This window comes from Pseudomonas sp. MD330_10, assembly GCF_042610415.1.
Lineage (GTDB): Bacteria > Pseudomonadota > Gammaproteobacteria > Pseudomonadales > Pseudomonadaceae > Aquipseudomonas > Aquipseudomonas rhodesiae.
This window is the reverse complement of the sequence record NZ_JBHGZU010000011.1, coordinates 1-18,457: the sequence shown is the minus strand read 5'-3', so window position 1 is coordinate 18,457 and position 18,457 is coordinate 1. Positions and strand designations below refer to the sequence as shown.

17 protein-coding genes are annotated in these 18,457 nt (G+C 60.1%); 11 read left to right on the top strand and 6 right to left on the bottom strand.

The features are described from left to right. Nucleotides 1–417: 417 nt before the first annotated feature. A complete protein-coding gene (locus ACFZPT_RS17815) occupies nt 418–1,662 on the bottom strand; it encodes an MFS transporter (RefSeq protein ID WP_034100853.1) in 1,245 nt (414 codons plus the stop codon). 319 nt (nt 1,663–1,981) lie between these two features. On the opposite strand from ACFZPT_RS17815, the gene ACFZPT_RS17810 reads away from it, so the two are divergent. The 3 genes from ACFZPT_RS17810 to ACFZPT_RS17800 are packed head-to-tail and all read left to right on the top strand — an operon-like array spanning nt 1,982 to nt 4,610. Then, the gene (locus ACFZPT_RS17810) at nt 1,982–3,421 is read left to right on the top strand and encodes a cytochrome ubiquinol oxidase subunit I (protein ID WP_034115175.1); all 1,440 of its coding nucleotides are present in this window, start codon (nt 1,982–1,984) and stop codon (nt 3,419–3,421) included. Between the two features lies 1 nt (nt 3,422). Further along, nucleotides 3,423–4,430 (top strand): cytochrome d ubiquinol oxidase subunit II, encoded by a 1,008-nt coding sequence (cydB, locus tag ACFZPT_RS17805; protein WP_034100851.1) that lies wholly within the window; start codon nt 3,423–3,425, stop codon nt 4,428–4,430. 12 nt (nt 4,431–4,442) lie between these two features. Then, complete coding sequence (locus tag ACFZPT_RS17800; RefSeq protein ID WP_080758794.1) at nt 4,443–4,610, top strand: DUF2474 domain-containing protein; 168 nt, start codon at nt 4,443–4,445, stop codon at nt 4,608–4,610. Nucleotides 4,611–4,682: 72 nt separating this feature from the next. Here the strand turns inward: ACFZPT_RS17800 and ACFZPT_RS17795 are convergent, their stop codons facing one another. Then, the gene (locus tag ACFZPT_RS17795) at nt 4,683–5,807 is read right to left on the bottom strand and encodes a methyltransferase (protein ID WP_034100849.1); all 1,125 of its coding nucleotides are present in this window, start codon (nt 5,805–5,807) and stop codon (nt 4,683–4,685) included. 124 nt (nt 5,808–5,931) lie between these two features. Further along, the gene (locus ACFZPT_RS17790) at nt 5,932–6,642 is read right to left on the bottom strand and encodes a LuxR family transcriptional regulator (RefSeq protein ID WP_034100847.1); all 711 of its coding nucleotides are present in this window, start codon (nt 6,640–6,642) and stop codon (nt 5,932–5,934) included. A 458-nt stretch (nt 6,643–7,100) separates the two neighbouring features. Here ACFZPT_RS17790 and ACFZPT_RS17785 point away from each other — a divergent pair, with 458 nt between their 5' ends. Next, nucleotides 7,101–7,877, top strand: a complete 777-nt coding sequence (locus tag ACFZPT_RS17785) for a ferredoxin--NADP reductase (protein WP_034100845.1) — start codon at nt 7,101–7,103, stop codon at nt 7,875–7,877. 46 nt (nt 7,878–7,923) lie between these two features. Here the strand turns inward: ACFZPT_RS17785 and mscL are convergent, their stop codons facing one another. Then, nucleotides 7,924–8,340, bottom strand: a complete 417-nt coding sequence (gene mscL, locus ACFZPT_RS17780) for a large-conductance mechanosensitive channel protein MscL (protein ID WP_034100843.1) — start codon at nt 8,338–8,340, stop codon at nt 7,924–7,926. Nucleotides 8,341–8,627: 287 nt separating this feature from the next. Here mscL and katB point away from each other — a divergent pair, with 287 nt between their 5' ends. From katB to ACFZPT_RS17760, 4 genes are read left to right on the top strand one after another with little or no spacing between them, the layout of a single operon-like run. Further along, nucleotides 8,628–10,169, top strand: a complete 1,542-nt coding sequence (katB, locus tag ACFZPT_RS17775; protein WP_034115174.1) for a catalase KatB — start codon at nt 8,628–8,630, stop codon at nt 10,167–10,169. A gap of 57 nt (nt 10,170–10,226) precedes the next feature. Further along, nucleotides 10,227–10,766, top strand: coding sequence for an ankyrin repeat domain-containing protein (locus tag ACFZPT_RS17770; RefSeq protein ID WP_034115173.1), 540 nt, complete (start codon nt 10,227–10,229; stop codon nt 10,764–10,766). 35 nt (nt 10,767–10,801) lie between these two features. Beyond that, nucleotides 10,802–12,169 (top strand): DNA repair protein RadA, encoded by a 1,368-nt coding sequence (gene radA / locus ACFZPT_RS17765; RefSeq protein WP_017528869.1) that lies wholly within the window; start codon nt 10,802–10,804, stop codon nt 12,167–12,169. A gap of 16 nt (nt 12,170–12,185) precedes the next feature. Beyond that, nucleotides 12,186–12,914 (top strand): hypothetical protein, encoded by a 729-nt coding sequence (locus ACFZPT_RS17760; RefSeq protein ID WP_034115172.1) that lies wholly within the window; start codon nt 12,186–12,188, stop codon nt 12,912–12,914. A 2-nt stretch (nt 12,915–12,916) separates the two neighbouring features. Here ACFZPT_RS17760 and ACFZPT_RS17755 read toward each other — a convergent pair whose 3' ends face one another. Continuing rightward, nucleotides 12,917–13,285, bottom strand: a complete 369-nt coding sequence (locus tag ACFZPT_RS17755; protein WP_034100835.1) for a PilZ domain-containing protein — start codon at nt 13,283–13,285, stop codon at nt 12,917–12,919. Between the two features lie 174 nt (nt 13,286–13,459). Between ACFZPT_RS17755 and ACFZPT_RS17750 the strand changes: the two genes are divergently transcribed. The 3 genes from ACFZPT_RS17750 (at nt 13,460) to yjiA (ending at nt 16,850) form a co-directional block, all read left to right on the top strand. Beyond that, on the top strand, nt 13,460–15,526 hold the full coding sequence (locus ACFZPT_RS17750; protein WP_034100834.1) for a carbon starvation CstA family protein: 2,067 nt from the start codon (nt 13,460–13,462) through the stop codon (nt 15,524–15,526). Between the two features lie 15 nt (nt 15,527–15,541). Beyond that, complete coding sequence (locus ACFZPT_RS17745) at nt 15,542–15,739, top strand: YbdD/YjiX family protein (protein ID WP_003194308.1); 198 nt, start codon at nt 15,542–15,544, stop codon at nt 15,737–15,739. A gap of 151 nt (nt 15,740–15,890) precedes the next feature. After that, nucleotides 15,891–16,850 (top strand): GTPase, encoded by a 960-nt coding sequence (yjiA, locus tag ACFZPT_RS17740; RefSeq protein ID WP_034115171.1) that lies wholly within the window; start codon nt 15,891–15,893, stop codon nt 16,848–16,850. Between the two features lie 113 nt (nt 16,851–16,963). On the opposite strand, the gene glyA is transcribed toward yjiA, so the two are convergent. Continuing rightward, entirely contained in the window at nt 16,964–18,217 is a 1,254-nt protein-coding gene (glyA, locus tag ACFZPT_RS17735; RefSeq protein WP_034115170.1) for a serine hydroxymethyltransferase, read from the bottom strand. Between the last annotated feature and the right edge of the window lie 240 nt (nt 18,218–18,457).

The window sequence follows — 18,457 nt, the reverse complement described above, 5'->3', positions numbered from 1 at the left end:
GCCCCCGATGGCGGTGTTTCAGTCGATTTATGCTTCGACTGTTACACCGCTATCGAGGGCAAGCCCTCTCCCACATTGGACCTTATTGCCATAGTGGCTATGCGGTGGCTGTGAGGCCGGTGTGGGAGGGGGCTTATTGCCATAGTGGTTATGCGGTGGGCGTGAGACCGGTGTGGGAGGGGGCTTGCCCCCGATAGCAGTATTTCAGTCAATTTATGCTTCGACTGTTACACCGCCATCGAGGGCAAGCCCTCTCCCACATTGGACCTTATTGCCATAGTGGCTATGCGGTGGCTGTTAGGCCGGTTTTGGAGGGGGCTTGCCCCCGATGGCGGTGTTTCAGTCAATAGATGCCTCGACAGTTACACCGCTAACGAGGGCAAGTGCTCTCCCACATTGACCTTGTTGCCATAAAGGTCAGGCGGTGGGCGGGGAAACCGGTTCTGGCACATGCATGCGATCCCGCTTGGCCAGGGTGGGGAACAGTTTGATCCACACCCCGGTCACCACCAGGGTGCCGATCCCGCCCATGACCACGGCGGGCACGGTGCCGAACCAGTGGGCGGTGATGCCGGATTCGAATTCGCCCAGTTGATTCGACGCGCCGATAAACAGGCCGTTGACGGCGCTGACGCGCCCGCGCATTTCGTCCGGCGTCTCCAATTGCACGAACGAGGCACGGATCACCATGCTGATCATGTCCGCCGCGCCCAGCACCACCAGCACCGCCAGGGAAAACCAGAATGACGTCGATAGGCCGAAAGCGATGGTCGCCACACCGAATACCCCGACGGCGGTGAACATCACGCGGCCGACATGTCGGTCCACCGAGAAACGCGCCAGCCACAACGACATCAGCAATGCCCCCACCGCCGGCGCCGAGCGCAACAGGCCCAGGCCCCAGGCGCCGGTCAGCAGGATGTCTTTGGCGAACACCGGCAGCAACGCGGTGGCGCCGCCCAGCAGCACGGCGAACAGGTCCAGGGAGATGGCGCCGAGGATGTCCGGGCGGCTGCGGATAAAACGGATGCCGGCCAGCAGTGAATCCAGAGTGGCCTTGCCTTTGTTCAGCGGGGTCTGGCGGGCAGGCAGGTTGAGGGTCAGCGCGCAGGCGATCAGGTACAGCACCACGGTGGGGCCATACACCCACACGCTGCCAAACGCATAGAGCAGACCGCCCAGCGCCGGGGCGACGATGGTGGCCAGTTGCTGAGCCGACTGCGACGACGCCACGGCGCGCGGGAACAGCGTGCTGGGCACGATGCTCGGCAGCAGCGCTTGCGTGGTGGGCAATTCAAAGGAGCGCGCGGCACCGAGCAGGAAGGCGAGGATAAAGATCATCTCGCGGGTCACGGTGCCGGTCAGGCCACCAATGGCCAGGGACAGCGCGATCAACGCCTGTACGGTCTGGCAGATGGCCGCGACTTTACGTCGCTCATAGCGGTCGGCCACATGGCCGGTGTGCAGCATAAACAGCACGCGCGGCACGAACTCCACCAAGCCGACCAAGCCCAGGTCCAGCACGTTGCCGGTCAGTTGATAGAGGTTCCAGCCAATGGCCACGGTGAGCATCTGGAAGCCGCTGGCGGTAAAAATCCGCGCCAGCCAGAACGCGATAAAAGGGCGGTGGTGACGCAACAGCAACGCGGGTTCAGTAGGCATCGGGCATTCAGATCAAGGCCGGAGGGAACCGCGAGATTAGCATCAAGCTGTAACAAATAGTTGCGAGAACCGGGGTGAGGCAGCCTGTCACGCGTCAATCGACCACACAACTGGACGCAGAAAATGGGACTACTCTTTGAGCTGTAATTGATCCAGATCAAATTTCTTCCAGGATTTGCTCTGGCGGGCCGTAAGGCCAGACTCCCTACGTGGTTGGTTAAAAAAAGAAACGAATTGAAATTCGCCACACTCCATATCCGTGGGGGCAGTGGGTGCAGGCTCCCGCCAGCAGCCGGTATTACCTGACAGAGGAAGACTTATGTTCGGTTTGGAGGCGCTAGATCTCGCCCGAATTCAGTTCGCGTTCACCATCTCATTCCACATCCTGTTCCCGGCGATCACCATCGGCCTGGCCAGTTACCTTGCAGTGCTGGAAGGGTTGTGGCTCAAGACCCATAACGACACCTACCGTGACCTCTACCATTTCTGGTCGAAGATCTTTGCCGTCAACTTCGGCATGGGGGTGGTCTCGGGCTTGGTTATGGCTTACCAGTTCGGCACCAACTGGAGCCGCTTCTCGGACTTCGCCGGCGCCGTTACCGGGCCGCTGCTGACGTACGAAGTGCTTACGGCCTTCTTCCTGGAAGCCGGTTTCCTCGGCGTGATGCTGTTCGGCTGGAACAAGGTGGGGCGCAAGCTGCATTTCTTCTCCACGGTCATGGTGGCGGTGGGTACGCTGATCTCCACGTTCTGGATCCTGGCTTCCAACAGCTGGATGCAGACGCCTCAGGGCTTTGAAATCATCGACGGCCGTGTGATTCCCACCGACTGGCTGGCGGTAATTTTCAACCCATCGTTCCCGTATCGCCTGATGCACATGGCCACGGCGGCCTTCGTGGCGACGGCGTTCTTCGTCGGCTCCTCGGCGGCCTGGCACTTGCTGCGCGGCAAGGACAACCCGGCGATCCGCAAGATGCTCTCCATGGCCATGTGGATGGCATTGATCGTGGCGCCTATCCAAGCGGTAATCGGTGACTTCCATGGTCTCAACACGCTGGAGCACCAGCCGGCGAAAATCGCCGCGATCGAAGGCCACTGGGAAAACAAAGGCAATGAGCCTACGCCGCTGATCCTGTTCGGCTGGCCCGATATGCAGGCGGAAAAAACCAAGTACGCCGTAGAGATTCCGTACCTGGGCAGCCTGATCCTGACTCACTCGCTGGATAAACAGGTGCCGGCGCTCAAGGAGTTCCCACCTGAGGACCGGCCGAATTCGACCATTGTGTTCTGGTCGTTCCGGGTCATGGTCGGGCTGGGTTTCCTGATGATTTTTACCGGTCTGTTCAGCCTGTGGCTGCGCCGGGGCGACAAGATGTACACCTCCAGACCGTTCCTGTATCTGGCGCTGTGGATGGGCCCCTCGGGGTTGATCGCTATCCTAGCCGGCTGGTTCACCACCGAAATCGGGCGTCAGCCGTGGGTGGTCTACGGGCTGATGCGCACGGCGGATGCGTCGTCTGGGCATAGCCTGGCGCAGATGACCATCACCCTGGTGTTGTTCGTGGTGGTGTACTTCGCGCTGTTCGGTGCGGGCTTGGGCTATATGATGCGCCTGGTGCGCAAAGGCCCTGTGACCCACGAAGGTACTGAACCGACCCACGGCGGCCCTGGCCAGAAACGCACACCGGCGCGTCCGTTGTCGGCGGCCGACGATGGCACCGACGACCACCACGACCACATCCAGCATAAGGGGAATTGAGATGGGTATTGATCTTCCGCTGATCTGGGCCGTGATCATCATCTTCGGCATCATGATGTACGTGGTGATGGACGGCTTCGACCTGGGTATCGGCATCCTCTTTCCGTTTATTCCGGGCAAGGTCGACCGCGACGTGATGATGAACACCGTCGCGCCGGTCTGGGACGGCAACGAAACCTGGCTGGTGCTGGGCGGCGCGGCGTTGTTCGGCGCGTTTCCGCTGGCGTATTCGGTGGTGCTGTCGGCGCTGTACCTGCCGCTGATCCTGATGCTGGTGGGGCTGATCTTCCGCGGCGTGGCCTTTGAGTTCCGCTTCAAGGCCAAAGACGCCAAGCGCCACCTGTGGGACAAGGCCTTCATCGGCGGTTCGCTGGCGGCGACGTTCTTTCAGGGCGTGGCGCTGGGGGCATTTATCGACGGCATTCCGGTGGTCAATCGCCAGTTCGCCGGCGGTTCGCTGGACTGGCTCACGCCGTTCACCGTGTTCTGCGGCGTGGCGCTGATCGTCGCTTATGCGTTGCTCGGCTGCACTTGGCTGATCATGAAGACCGAAGGCAAGTTGCAGGAACAGATGCACAACCTGGCGCGGCCGCTGGCGTTCGTGGTGCTGGCGGTGATCGGCATCGTCAGCCTGTGGACCCCGCTATCGCACCCGGAAATCGCCTCGCGCTGGTTCACCCTGCCAAATCTGTTCTGGTTCCTGCCGGTGCCGCTGCTGGTGCTGGTGACCATGTACGGGCTGATCCGCGCGGTGGCTCGCAATGCGCACTACACGCCGTTCTTGCTGACGTTGGTGCTGATTTTCCTCGGCTATAGCGGTTTGGGGATCAGCCTGTGGCCGAACATCGTGCCGCCGTCCGTATCGATCTGGGATGCCGCCGCGCCGCCGCAGAGCCAAGGCTTCATGCTGGTGGGCACCTTGTTCATCATCCCGTTCATCCTGGGCTACACCTTCTGGAGCTACTACGTGTTCCGCGGCAAGGTCACCCACGAAGACGGTTATCACTAGGAGGGGCGTGACATGTCCGGCAAACCTTCGTTGCACGAGATCGAACAGGCGGAAAAGCAGCCGCTGTGGCGGCGCCTGGGGTGGTTAGCAATGATCTGGACCGGCAGTGTGCTGGTGCTGTTTGTTGTCGCTAGCCTGATGCGCATGTTTATGAATGCGGCCGGCCTGACCACTCACTGACATCCCATCCCGTTGCCTTGCGGCACGGTTTTTTGACCCTGCTCCTACATCTTGTAGGGGCGGGGTCTTTTTTTATTTGCGCGCTTTGAGAATCACGAACTTGGGCGTGGCCGCCACTTGCTCGACGCCGCGGAACAACCGCGCCAGTTTGCTGTGATAACCCAAGTGACGGTTACCGACGATATACAGCGCACCGCCCACCACCAAAGCCTCGCGGGCCTGCTGGAACATGCGCCAGGCGAGGAAATCGCCCACCACCTGCTGCTGGTGGAACGGCGGATTGCACAGCACCACGTCCAGGGACTGCGGCTCTTGGCCGGCCAGGCCATCGGCGGCGCGCACGCTCACGTCACGTTCACCCAGCGCGGCCTGCCAGTTTTCACGGGCCGATTGCACGGCCATGTAGGACTCGTCCACCAGGGTGTAGTGGGCGTCGGGGTTGTGCAGTGCGCTGGCAATCGCCAATACGCCGTTGCCGCAGCCGAGGTCGGCAACGCGGGCGCCGCCCAGGCCGGTGGGCAAGTGCGGCAGGAAGGCGCGGGTGCCGATGTCCAGGCCTTCACGGCAGAACACGTTGGCGTGGTTCAGCAGCTCGATGGCGGGTGTATCCAGGCGGTAGCGGGTCGGGTAGGGCGAGACGGCGGCGGGGCGCTCGGCAACGGTGGCGATCAACAGGCGAGCTTTCTTCGCCGCCAGTGAGGCGTGCATCGGCCCGATGTAACGCTCCAGCAGGTCACCGGCTGCGCGTGGCAGGTGTTTGACCATCGCCCCGGCAATCACTTCGGCGCCCGGGGCCAGTTGGCCTTGTAAGCGGATCAACTGTTCCTCAAGCAGCGCCAGGGTTTTCGGCACGCGGATCAGCACGCGGTCGAACGGCCCGGTTGGGGTTTCGCTGGCGGGAATGAACGGCACTGCATCGAACGCCTTGGCGTTGCGCACCAGGTTTTTTTCCAGGCCCTGGGCCGCCAGAAACGAGTCGCCGCTGGAAATCACCTGCACCTGGCCTTGCAGACTGGCCGCCAAAGCGCCAAAGCTGTCATTGAGCACCAACACGCGGGTGTCGACGCTCGGCCGCTGGGCGGCCAAGTGGTTGAGCAGGTATTCGTCGGCGGCGTCGAAGGCTTGCAGCGGGTCGTTGTGCTGCTCGGGTTGGCGGATCAGATCGAGCTGAGCGAAGGGGCTGTCGAGCAGGGGCATGGGGGGAGAAAACTCTGGGTAATCGAACCATTGGGGTGAACGACGACGCGCCGGCGCGCGCCGCGTCATCACCCGGAACTGGTCGTAAATGTTACGGTTTTTTCATGCGGATTACATGCGATGTTTAAAGAAACCCAGCCTTTGCGGCCACCATCACGGCCGCGATTTTATTGTTGACCCCCAGTTTTCGCATCGAGCTGCAATTGTGAAAGCCGACTGTACGTTCGGACAAACACAGGATCTGTGCAATCTCGGCAGCGGTCTTGCCCAGTGCAGACCAGCGCAATACTTCGATCTCGCGGGGCGTCAGCTTGCTGCATGGTTTCGCGGCTGGCCCATCGGCGTACTTATTCGCCACCACGGTATGCATTGCATGACACAGCCAGAGCGCATTGCCGGCTTTTTCATACAGCTCCTCCGGTGTGATCTCACCTCTGCCACGACTTAGAGTTAGCATGCTGAAGACGCCCTGAGGCCCATGCAGTGGTTGAGTCCAGCCCAGATGAACGCCATAGGAGGTGGCCAGTTCCCACAAGTGAGGTGCGCTGTTAAATGCACTTTCTTTCCAGACAAAGGGCAGGACAGAGCGTTGGCAATGAGACATGACAGGATCAGTGCTGGAGAAATGCGCTTCTCGGTATAACGTGTTCCATTCGTTTGGATAGCTGTTCTTCTCGAAGATGACATTTTGACTGTTTTGATGTTGTGCACTCATCTTGAATGAGCAGAATTGGAAGCCGAGTGAATATGTTTCATTGATAACCATCTCGAAGACACTGGTGATCTCGTCCTCTTCTTCCAGTTTGGGGACCCGTGTATTGCGCCAGTTGACCATCGATAACTCTCCATGGGTGTATATGTGACTTGGGTACGTCCTGAATCCCAACGCTGCACGGAAAAGAGTGTAGGACATGGGCTACTTAGTTGTGTGAAAAAATCAGTATGTTAGGTAGCTATTTAAGGGGTTGGACTTATACAAGAATCGGAATTCTGTGTAATTAATTTCGCCTTGCTTATGGCCTTCCCATTGGATTCAAGGGGGCTGCGCATAATATCAATTTGATATCTTTTGATTGGATGATAGGGAATGGTTTTAGTTTGGTAGTGGATTAATAGCCAAATAATTAGTGCGCGTTCATACAGGCTTGCGGCGCTAATAACCTTAATTAGTTAGTGGTCTTTACAGCGTTAGAACATCACTTGCTCGCATATTGGGTCAGGAGATTTCAATCATCGGTGTTAGCCGGCGCCGCTTTGAGGGACACTAGCGCCTTCTGCAGAACGGAGTTCCCCATGACGGCCAGTGCTGAAAAATACACCTGTCAGACCTTGCTCGATGTGCAATCGCTGACCCCCAGCCTGTTCACCCTGCGTACCACCCGTGACCCCGGCTTTCGTTTTACCGCCGGCCAGTTTGTGCGCCTGGGCGTCACCAAAGCCGATGGCAGCACGGTCTGGCGTGCGTATTCGGTGGTGTCGGCGCCCTTCGATGAATATTTGGATTTTTTCTCGATTGTCGTCCCCGGCGGGGAGTTCACCAGTGAACTGAGCCGCCTGCGCGTCGGCGATACGTTGATGGTGGAGCGCCAGGCCACGGGTTACTTGACGTTGAACCGCTTCGTCGATGGTCGTGACCTATGGCTGCTGGGCACGGGCACCGGGGTGGCGCCGTTTCTGTCGATCCTGCAGGACTTCGAAGCCTGGGAGAAATTCGAGCGCATCATCCTGGTGTACAGCGCCCGCGAAGCCAAGGAACTGGCCTATCAGGCGTTGATTAAGGAGCTGGGCGAGCGCGAGTACCTGGCCGAGTACGCGCATAAGCTTACCTACTTGCCCATCGTCACCCGCGAGCAGCACCCTGGCGCGCTGAATGGGCGTATCACCACGCTGATCGAAAACGGCGAACTGGAGCGCGCGGCCGGCGTAGAGTTGAGCCCCGAACACTCACGCGTGCTGATTTGCGGTAACCCGCAAATGGTCGATGACACCCGTCAGTTGCTGAAAAAACGCGACATGAATCTGTCGCTATCCCGGCGCCCTGGCCAGGTGGCGGTGGAAAACTACTGGTAAACAAAAGGCGCCTGCTGGAGGCGCCTTTTTTCCAAACCGCTGCGGTTTAAAGCGGTTTGTCGTGCTGTGCCTTGAGCAGATCGCGGATCTCGCCCAACAACACTTCTTCCTTGGTCGGCGTCGGCGGCAGGGTCGGCGCCTTGGCCTCTTCGCGCTTGAGACGGTTGATCACCTTCACGCCCATGAAGATCGCAAACGCCACAATCAGGAAGTCGACCACGCTCTGGATGAACTTGCCGTAGGCCAGCACCACAGCCGGTGCGTCGCCTTGGGCTGCCTTGAGGGTGATCGCCAGATCACCGAAGTCCACCCCGCCGATCAACAGACCGAGAGGCGGCATCACCACGTCGCCTACAAACGAGGAAACAATTTTGCCGAAGGCGGCGCCGATGATGATACCGACGGCCATGTCGACCACATTACCTTTGACCGCGAAGGCCTTGAACTCACTGATCACGCCCATAGGTTATTCCTTGTTACAGATGAGAAGGGTGGGGCTCAGTGTAAGTCAGTCGTTGCGGGCTTGCGCGAAACAACTCTTAACACTGTTGGTTTTTATCGACACATTAAAACGCAAATAGTTTGCAAAGTGCCATCAATCGCGCGCGAAATACCCAGAATTTCAGTGGCTTACCAGATTATTTTGTTAATCGGGCTGGTACGGCTTTTCTATTTATCTTCTGACTCTTGGGTCACTAGCCTCTGGCAAGCACAACTGAATGTGCATCAAAAAAACCAGAGGAAACCTTGATGAAAAACTCACTCAGCCGCGGCCCGGTTTTGACGCGGCACGCGTTGATCCTGGCCACCGCCAGCCTGCTTTCCCTGTCTGTACACGCCGCCACCCTCACGCGTGACAACGGTGCCGCCGTTGGCGACAACCAGAACTCCCAGACCGCCGGCGCCACCGGCCCGGTGCTGTTACAAGACGTGCAACTGATTCAGAAACTGCAACGCTTCGACCGCGAACGCATCCCCGAGCGCGTGGTGCACGCGCGCGGCACCGGTGCCCACGGCACCTTCACCGTCACCGATGGCCTCAGCGACCTGACCAAGGCCAAAGTATTTGCTCCCGGCGAAACAACCCCGGTGTTCGTGCGCTTCTCCGCCGTGGTGCATGGCAACCATTCCCCGGAAACCCTGCGTGATCCGCGCGGCTTCGCCACCAAGTTCTACACGGCCGACGGCAACTGGGACCTGGTCGGGAATAACTTCCCGACGTTCTTTATCCGCGACGCCATCAAGTTCCCAGATATGGTGCACGCATTCAAACCCGACCCGCGCACTAACCTGGACGACGACTCCCGCCGTTTCGACTTCTTCTCCCATGTTCCCGAAGCAACCCGCACCCTCACCGAGTTGTACTCGGACTACGGCACGCCTGCCAGTTACCGGGAGATGGACGGTAATGGCGTACATGCCTACAAGTTGATTAACGCCAAAGGGGAAGTGCACTACGTCAAGTTCCATTGGAAGAGCCTGCAAGGCATCAAGAACTTGGATCCGAAACAAGTGGTTGATGTGCAAGGGCGTGATTACAGCCACATGACTAACGACTTGGTCACCCATATCAACAAGGGCGACTTCCCTAAGTGGGACTTGTATGTGCAGGTGCTCAAACCGGAAGACTTGGCCAAGTTCGACTTCGATCCACTGGACGCTACTAAGATCTGGCCGAATGTGCCCGAGCGCAAAGTGGGGCAGATGGTACTGAACCGCAATCCGGCTAACGTATTCCAGGAGACCGAACAAGTCGCCATGGCGCCGGCCAATCTGGTGCCGGGCATCGAGCCGTCTGAAGACCGCCTGCTGCAAGGTCGTGTGTTCTCCTACGCCGATACCCAGATGTACCGCCTGGGCGCCAATGCCCTGCAACTGCCGATCAACGCCCCACGCGTGACCGTCAACAACGGCAACCAGGACGGCGCGATGAACAGCGGTAAAACCAGCAGCGGCGTGAACTATCAGCCAAGCCGCCTGGAGCCGCGGGAAGAGCCACAAGCCGCGCGCTACAGCCAGTTGCCGCTGACCGGCAGCACCCAGCAAGCGAAGATCCAGCGTGAGCAGAACTTCAAGCAGGCCGGTGATCTGTACCGTTCGTACAGTCAGAAAGAGCGTCAGAACCTAATCGAAAACTTCGGTGGTTCCCTGGCTACAACGGACGACGTGAGCAAGCACATCATCCTGTCCTTCCTTTACAAGGCTGATCCGGAATACGGCACCGGTGTAGCCAAGGTCGCCAAGGGTGACCTGGCCCGCGTGAAGGCGCTGGCCGACAAGCTGACCGACTGATCCGTTGGTTCCGATCGGCGCCGGCCAACGGCGTCGATCCCTGGCAGGAGAAACCCCATGCGTCTAACTATTGGTTTGCTGATCGCCCTGCTGGCGTTCACCACCCAGGCTGAATCCCCCGATCCCGCCGCGCTCAAAGCGCAGTTGCAGGACTATTACTTCGACGCCGCCCGCCGTGGCGACCTCGATATGCTCAATACCTTCATCGAGTCCGGCTACAGCCTCAATACCCAGGACGACAAGGGCTACACCGCCCTGATCCTGGCCGCCTACCACGGCCAGGCTCTGTTCGTGGATCGTTTGCTCGCCGCCGGTGCCGATGCCTGTGTGCAGGACAAACGCGGCAATACCGCGCTGATGGGCGCAATCTTCAAGGGTGAGCTGAAAATCGCCCAGCGCTTGCTGGCCACCGACTGCAACCCCGACCAGCGCAACGGCGCCGGGCAGACCGCCGCCATGTACGCAGGGCTGTTCAAGCGCGTCGAACTGCTGGATGAACTGAAGGCCAAGGGCGCCGACCTCAACGCCGAAGACCCGGTGGGCAATAGCGCCTCGCGATTGGCCAGTGGTGAAATCCGGACCCCAGTGTCGCGCTGAGCTATCATCGCGGTTTTTCGGTTGGAGGTTCTCGAATGGCAAAGGCCAAGCGCATGTACGGCTGCACGGAGTGCGGCGCGACCTTTCCCAAGTGGGCCGGCCAGTGCGGCGAGTGCGGGGCGTGGAACACCCTGACGGAAACCATGATAGAGAGCGGCGGGGCGGCGGCGCCTACCGGTCGCGCCGGCTGGACCGGGCAACAGGCGCAGATCAAAACCCTGGCTGAAGTCAGCGTCGAAGAAATCCCGCGTTTTTCCACGGCATCCGGCGAACTTGACCGGGTGCTGGGCGGCGGCTTGGTGGATGGCTCAGTGGTGCTGATCGGCGGCGACCCAGGCATCGGCAAGTCGACCATCCTGTTGCAGACCTTGTGCAGCATTGCCAGTCGCATGCCGGCGCTGTACGTCACCGGTGAAGAATCCCAGCAACAAGTGGCCATGCGCGCCCGTCGTCTGGGCCTGCCCCAGGATCAGTTGCGGGTGATGACCGAGACCTGCATCGAAAGCATCATCGCCACGGCGCGGATCGAAAAGCCGAAAGTCATGGTGATCGACTCGATCCAGACGATTTTCACCGAGCAATTGCAGTCGGCGCCGGGCGGCGTGTCCCAGGTGCGTGAGAGCGCGGCGCTGCTGGTGCGTTATGCCAAGCAGAGCGGCACGGCGATTTTCCTGGTCGGCCACGTGACTAAAGAAGGCGCCTTGGCCGGGCCTCGGGTGCTGGAGCATATGGTCGACACGGTCTTGTATTTCGAGGGCGAGTCCGACGGCCGTCTGCGCTTGTTGCGGGCAGTGAAAAACCGCTTCGGCGCGGTCAACGAGCTGGGCGTATTCGCCATGACCGACCGTGGGTTGAAAGAAGTCTCCAACCCTTCGGCGATTTTCCTGACTCGCGCCCAAGAAGAAGTCCCCGGCAGCGTGGTGATGGCAACGTGGGAAGGCACCCGGCCAATGTTGGTGGAAGTGCAGGCGCTGGTGGATGACAGCCACTTGGCCAACCCGCGCCGTGTCACCCTTGGTTTGGATCAGAACCGTCTGGCGATGCTGCTCGCGGTGCTGCACCGCCATGGCGGCATTCCGACCCACGATCAGGACGTGTTCCTCAACGTGGTCGGCGGGGTCAAAGTGTTGGAGACCGCGTCGGACCTGGCGTTGATGGCGGCGGTGATGTCCAGCCTGCGCAATCGGCCGTTGCCCCACGACCTGTTGGTATTTGGTGAGGTCGGCCTGTCCGGCGAAGTGCGCCCGGTGCCGAGCGGTCAGGAACGTCTCAAGGAAGCCGCCAAGCACGGCTTCAAGCGCGCGATCGTGCCCAAGGGCAACGCGCCGAAGGAAGCGCCGGCGGGGTTGCAGATCATTGCGGTGACGCGACTGGAGCAGGCGCTGGATGCACTTTTCGAATAAATCAGGACGGGCCGCTATGCAACGATCCAAGCACTGGGGCATTGCCGCCCTATTTGTCACCCTGACCGCCGCCTCCGCCATGACCTGGGCGGCGGCGCCGCCGGCGGGCTATCGCCTGGCGCAAACCCTGGCAACCGAGCAGGGCAGCCAGTTGCAGATCCTGGAAGACCAGCGCATCAGCGCGCAGATGCACAAGGACAGCTGGGGCAGCGGGCTGGATGAGGACTCGTTCGACGAGCCCGGCGATCTGGTCGACAACCCGTTGCTTGAGGCTCAAGTGCGCCTGGTGTCGGCTGCCGATCAGGTGATCGCGCAACAGGACCTCGGCTACCCACTGGCCGAGGTCAGCGAAGCCCCGCTCAAGGGGTTGCCCGAACCTGTGTATTTTTTGAGCATCGACATGACTGCGCCAATGGGCACTTACAGCGGCCCAGCCACCCAAATGCTGCTACCGGCCAAGCAGCAACTCACACCGCTGAGCTTCACCGGCGCGGACGGCAAATCCCAGCCGCTGACCCTGGCGCACACCGGAAAGGCTGATTGGCAGGTGGCGACGCCGGCCAGTGGCGGGCCGGATGAACTGTTGCAGGTATCGTCTTTTATGGACGGCGACGGTGAGGACGATTTCACCACGCGCTACCAGACGTATCGCTATGTCGACGGGCAATGGCAAGTCGCGTCGAGTCAGAAAAAGGGTTACTGGGACATGGAAAGCGAGTTTCCCGCTCGCGAGGCGTTTCCCTGAGCTTATACCTCCAATAACGCGCCCAACTCTCGCTCAAGTTCCGCTTGATCGCCGAGGTTCAACTCGATCAGCCGCCGCAAGTGGCTGATCGAATCCAAGTCGATCTCTTTGCACACAAAGCCCAGTTGGCCGTGATCGTCGTGGGTCAGCTTGACCTGCATTTTGATATGCGCCTTTGGGTCCAGACGGATATCGACGTCGAACGGCAGGGCTTTATTGCCCTTCCAGGACTCCGGCCGTTTGACCGCCAGGCCCTTTAGCGACAAGTCCACCAACTTTACCGGCCATTCCTCGCCGTTTTGTCGAAGTTCGGTCTTCGCATCCAGGGCGATGCGGCGGAAACAGCGGCGGTCGGACGGGTGATTGGTCATGGTGAAACCCTCTGGAGATGGATGGAGTGTAGCCCTGCGCCATCATTGGGCGGTTTTTTCTGCTTTTTTCCGCGTTGCAAGGCTCTAGACCAATGGAGGGGGGTGGCCTTTGAGGCCAACAGCGCTAAACTCCGGGTGGTTGTCCTTTCTGTCCACCCTGGCTGGAATATAAAAATGAAAAATAATAATAGCCTGCTACGCCACTTACCCTGGCTGGTGCTGGCAATCGTAGGAGCGTGCGCCCTGGGCGTAGTGGCCTTGCGCCGCGGCGAGGCGATCAACGCCTTGTGGATTGTGGTGGCCGCAGTGGCCATTTACCTGGTTGCTTACCGTTACTACAGCCTGTTCATCGCTAATAATGTGATGCAGCTTGACCCACGGCGGGCCACCCCCGCAGTGCTCAATAACGACGGTCTGGACTATGTGCCGACCAACAAACACATCCTGTTCGGTCACCACTTTGCGGCAATTGCCGGCGCAGGCCCGCTGGTCGGCCCGGTACTGGCAGCGCAAATGGGTTACCTGCCCGGCACGCTGTGGCTGATTGCCGGTGTGGTGCTGGCCGGTGCGGTGCAGGACTTTATGGTGCTGTTCCTGTCCACCCGTCGCAATGGCCGTTCCCTGGGGGACATGGTGCGCGAAGAGATGGGGCGCATTCCGGGGACCATCGCGCTGTTTGGCTGCTTCCTGATCATGATCATCATCCTCGCGGTGCTGGCACTGATCGTGGTCAAGGCCCTGGCCGAGAGCCCATGGGGCATCTTCACCGTGATGGCGACCATCCCGATCGCGATGTTCATGGGCATCTACATGCGCTATATCCGCCCAGGCCGTATCGGTGAAATCTCCATCATCGGCGTGCTGTTGCTGCTCGGTTCGATCTGGCTGGGCGGGCAGATTGCCGCCGATCCGGTGTGGGCCAAGGCGTTCAGCTTTACCGGCGTGCAGATCACCTGGATGCTGATCGGCTACGGCTTCGTAGCGGCGGTACTGCCGGTGTGGCTGATCCTGGCCCCACGGGACTACCTGTCCACCTTCCTCAAGATCGGCACCATCATTGCCCTGGCAATCGGCATCCTGGTCACCATGCCCGAGCTGAAAATGCCGGCGCTGACCCAGTTTATCGATGGCACCGGCCCGGTGTGGAAAGGCGGGCTGTTCCCGTTCCTGTTCATCACCATCGCTTGCGGTGCGGTCTCGGGTTTCCACGCGCTGATCTCCTCGGGCACCACGCCCAAGCTGCTGGATAATGAGACCAACGCCCGCTACATCGGTTACGGCGGCATGTTGATGGAGTCGTTCGTGGCCATTATGGCGATGGTGGCGGCCTCGGTGATCGAGCCGGGTGTGTACTTCGCCATGAACAGCCCGGCCGCCGTAGTTGGCGGGGATGTAATGGCCGTGGCGCAGACCGTCAGCAGTTGGGGTTTTGCTATCACCCCGGAAGCGCTGCAAGCGGTGGCCCATGACATCGGCGAAACCACCATCCTGGCCCGTGCCGGCGGTGCGCCGACCCTGGCGGTGGGGATCGCGCAGATCCTGCACAGTGTGCTGCCGGGTGAAAACACCATGGCGTTCTGGTACCACTTTGCGATTCTGTTCGAAGCCTTGTTCATCCTCACCGCTGTCGACGCCGGTACCCGTGCCGGTCGCTTCATGCTGCAGGATCTGCTGGGTTCGTTCGTGCCGGCGCTCAAGCGTACCGAGTCGTGGACTGCCAACCTGATCGCGACCGCCGGTTGCGTAGCGATGTGGGGTTACCTGCTGTATCAAGGGGTGATCGACCCACTGGGCGGCATCAACACCTTGTGGCCCCTGTTCGGTATCTCCAACCAGATGCTGGCGGGTATCGCGCTGATGCTGGCCACCGTGGTGCTGATCAAAATGAAACGCCAGCGCTACATCTGGGTGACCATGCTGCCGGCGGTCTGGCTGCTGATCTGCACCACCACCGCAGGCTTCATCAAGCTGTTCGACGCCAACCCGGCAATCGGCTTCCTGTCCCTGGCCAAGAAGTACAGCGATGCCCTGGCCGGTGGCCAGATCCTCGCGCCGGCCAAGAGCATCGACCAGATGCAGCATGTGATCTGGAATGCCTACACCAACGCGACGCTGACGGCGCTGTTTCTGTTCGTGGTGTTCAGCATCCTGTTCTATGCGCTCAAGGTCGGCGTCGCCGCCTGGGGCAACAAAGAACGCACGGATAAAGAAGCCCCGTTCCAGGCCATACCGGACGCATGATCGAGGATTGCAGCCATGTTCAATGACATCAGTCGCCTGGGTAAATACCTCGGTCAGGCCGCACGCCTGATGGTCGGCATGCCCGACTACGACACCTACGTCGAGCATATGCAAACCAAGCACCCGGACAAACCAGTGATGGACTACAAGGCGTTCTTCCGCGAACGCCAGGAAGCCCGTTACGGTGGCAAGGGTGGGCCCAAGTGCTGTTGACCGGGTAATCCGGCTGACAGTGTTCCTTGTGGGAGGGGGCTTGCTCCCGACAGCAGTGTGTCAGGCACTTATCTGCCACTGACACGCCGCTATCGGGGGCAAGCCCCCTCCCACATTGTTTTGTGTTTCTTCAGCTATAAGGAGAATTGTTGTGTCCTCTCCCATTCCCGTTACCGTTCTCAGCGGCTTCCTTGGCGCCGGTAAAACCACCTTGCTGCGCCACCTGCTCAAAGCCGAACACGGCCTGAAAATCGCCGTGATCGAAAACGAATTCAGCGACGCCGGTATCGACACCCAGCTGTTGGGTGAGGAGCCGGTGCAAGTCATGACGCTGTCCAACGGCTGCGTGTGCTGCACCATCCACACGGACCTGACCAAAGCCCTGTACCTGCTGCTTGAACGCCTGGACAGTGGCGAAATCGCCTTCGACCGCCTGGTGATCGAATGCACCGGCCTGGCCGACCCCGCTCCCGTGGCCCAGACTTTTTTCATCGATGAGGAATTGCGCGAGCGCTACATCCTCGACGGCATCATCACTCTGGTGGACGCAGCCCACGCCGAGCACCACCTGACCCAGACCATCGCCCAGGCGCAGATTGGCTTTGCCGACCGCCTGCTGGTGAGCAAGCGTGATTTGGTGGATGACGCCACATTCGACGCCCTCAGCGAACGCCTGACCCGCATCAACCGTCGCGCGCCGATTCGTGTGGTCGACCATGGGCAGATCGATCTGGGCGAATTGCTCGACGTGCGCGGTTTCAATCTCAACGCCGGCATGAGCCTGCGCCCGGTGAGCGCCGCGCCTTCCGTGGACCGTATCTCCAGCCTGGTGCTGCGCACCGACCAACCGCTGGATATCGACCGCCTCAGCGAGTTTATGAACGAACTGCTGGAAGACCACGGCAAACAATTGCTGCGCTACAAAGGCGTGCTGAGCATTGCCGGGGAAGATCGGCGCATGGTGTTTCAGGGCGTGCTGAAACTCTACGGCTTCGACTGGGACACCGAGTGGGCCGAGGGTGAGGCGCGGGAAAGTGTGATTGTGTTTATTGCCGATGAGTTGCCGGAAGACAAAATCCGCGAAGGCTTTGCCAAGGTCTACCAACCCTGAAAACAATGTGGGAGGGGGGCTTGCCCCACCCACAGTTGATCTCATTTCAAGTTGCAGACCAGGCATAAAAAAGCCCGGCTCTAGAGCCGGGCTTCTTGTTCAAGCTACTGCGATCAAGCGCCGTATACCGGCAGCTTCTTGCAGATCGCCTTGACTTTTTCGCGCACTGCGTCGATCACGGCTTCGTTGTTCAGGTCAGCCAGGATGTCGCAGATCCAGCCGGCCAGTTCCTTGCACTCGGCTTCCTTGAAGCCACGAGTGGTCACCGCCGGGGTGCCGAAGCGCAGGCCGGAAGTGACGAACGGCGAACGTGGGTCGTTCGGTACCGAGTTTTTGTTCACGGTGATGAAGGCTTTGCCCAGGGCAGCGTCGGCATCTTTACCGGAGATGTCCTGCTTGATCAGCGACAGCAGGAACAGGTGGTTCTCAGTACCGCCGGAGACCACGTCGAAGCCGCGCTCGATGAACACGCCGGCCATGGCCTTGGCGTTCTTCACCACTTGTTGCTGGTAGGTCTTGAACTCAGGCTGCAGTGCTTCCTTGAAGCAGATCGCTTTAGCGGCGATGACATGCTCCAGCGGGCCACCCTGGGCGCCTGGGAAAACGGCGGAGTTCAGCTTTTTCTCGATCTCGGCATTGGCGCGCGCCAGGATCAAGCCACCACGCGGACCGCGCAGCGTCTTGTGGGTGGTGGTGGTCACCACGTCAGCGTAAGGCACCGGGTTCGGGTAGACGCCAGCGGCGACCAGACCGGCCACGTGGGCCATGTCCACGAACAGGTACGCGCCCACTTTGTCGGCGATGGCGCGGAAGCGTGGGAAATCCAGGATCTGCGAGTAGGCAGAGAAACCGGCCACGATCATTTTTGGTTTGTGCTCGACTGCCAGGCGCTCGACTTCGTCGTAGTCGATCAGGCCATTGGCATCGATACCGTATTGAACGGCGTTGTACAGCTTGCCGGAGGAGGACACGCTTGCACCGTGGGTCAGGTGACCGCCGTGGGCCAGGCTCATGCCCAGGATGGTGTCGCCGCCTTGCAGCAGGGCCAGGTACACGGCGCTGTTGGCTTGGGAGCCGGCATGTGGCTGGACGTTGGCGTAATCGGCGCCGAACAGCTCCTTGGCGCGGTCGATGGCCAGTTGCTCAACCACGTCGACGTACTCGCAACCACCGTAGTAGCGCTTGCCTGGGTAGCCTTCGGCGTACTTGTTGGTCAGAACCGAACCTTGAGCCTCCATGACCGCGGGGCTGGTGTAGTTTTCCGAAGCGATCAGCTCAATGTGCTCTTCCTGGCGCACGGCTTCTTGCTCCATGGCGGCGAAGAGATCGGCGTCGAACTTGGCAATAGTCAAATCACGGCTGAACATGGCGGTCCTCAAGGATCGGGGGCAGAAAAGGAGGGCATTCTAACCCAATGGGTTTTAGATGGCATATGAAAGGACGTCATGTCGCGGACAAGCGGGATTCACTTCGGGATGGGTGGTGGCTGTGCCGGCCTCATCGGGGGCAAGCCCCCTCCCACCTTCGACTTTGAAGTGCGCCCCAAAAGTTGGACACCTATCCAACTCTTGGGGCTTTTTCATGAGCAAGTACACGACGCAGTTCAA

Bases quoted from the DNA above. Each gene is read 5' to 3' on its own strand.
- ACFZPT_RS17815 (WP_034100853.1), bottom strand. From the start codon at position 1,662: ATGCCTACTGAACCCGCGTTGCTGTTGCGTCACCACCGCCCTTTTATC.
- ACFZPT_RS17810 (WP_034115175.1), top strand. From the start codon at position 1,982: ATGTTCGGTTTGGAGGCGCTAGATCTCGCCCGAATTCAGTTCGCGTTC.
- cydB (WP_034100851.1), top strand. From the start codon at position 3,423: ATGGGTATTGATCTTCCGCTGATCTGGGCCGTGATCATCATCTTCGGC.
- ACFZPT_RS17800 (WP_080758794.1), top strand. From the start codon at position 4,443: ATGTCCGGCAAACCTTCGTTGCACGAGATCGAACAGGCGGAAAAGCAG.
- ACFZPT_RS17795 (WP_034100849.1), bottom strand. From the start codon at position 5,807: ATGCCCCTGCTCGACAGCCCCTTCGCTCAGCTCGATCTGATCCGCCAA.
- ACFZPT_RS17790 (WP_034100847.1), bottom strand. From the start codon at position 6,642: ATGGTCAACTGGCGCAATACACGGGTCCCCAAACTGGAAGAAGAGGAC.
- ACFZPT_RS17785 (WP_034100845.1), top strand. From the start codon at position 7,101: ATGACGGCCAGTGCTGAAAAATACACCTGTCAGACCTTGCTCGATGTG.
- mscL (WP_034100843.1), bottom strand. From the start codon at position 8,340: ATGGGCGTGATCAGTGAGTTCAAGGCCTTCGCGGTCAAAGGTAATGTG.
- katB (WP_034115174.1), top strand. From the start codon at position 8,628: ATGAAAAACTCACTCAGCCGCGGCCCGGTTTTGACGCGGCACGCGTTG.
- ACFZPT_RS17770 (WP_034115173.1), top strand. From the start codon at position 10,227: ATGCGTCTAACTATTGGTTTGCTGATCGCCCTGCTGGCGTTCACCACC.
- radA (WP_017528869.1), top strand. From the start codon at position 10,802: ATGGCAAAGGCCAAGCGCATGTACGGCTGCACGGAGTGCGGCGCGACC.
- ACFZPT_RS17760 (WP_034115172.1), top strand. From the start codon at position 12,186: ATGCAACGATCCAAGCACTGGGGCATTGCCGCCCTATTTGTCACCCTG.
- ACFZPT_RS17755 (WP_034100835.1), bottom strand. From the start codon at position 13,285: ATGACCAATCACCCGTCCGACCGCCGCTGTTTCCGCCGCATCGCCCTG.
- ACFZPT_RS17750 (WP_034100834.1), top strand. From the start codon at position 13,460: ATGAAAAATAATAATAGCCTGCTACGCCACTTACCCTGGCTGGTGCTG.
- ACFZPT_RS17745 (WP_003194308.1), top strand. From the start codon at position 15,542: ATGTTCAATGACATCAGTCGCCTGGGTAAATACCTCGGTCAGGCCGCA.
- glyA (WP_034115170.1), bottom strand. From the start codon at position 18,217: ATGTTCAGCCGTGATTTGACTATTGCCAAGTTCGACGCCGATCTCTTC.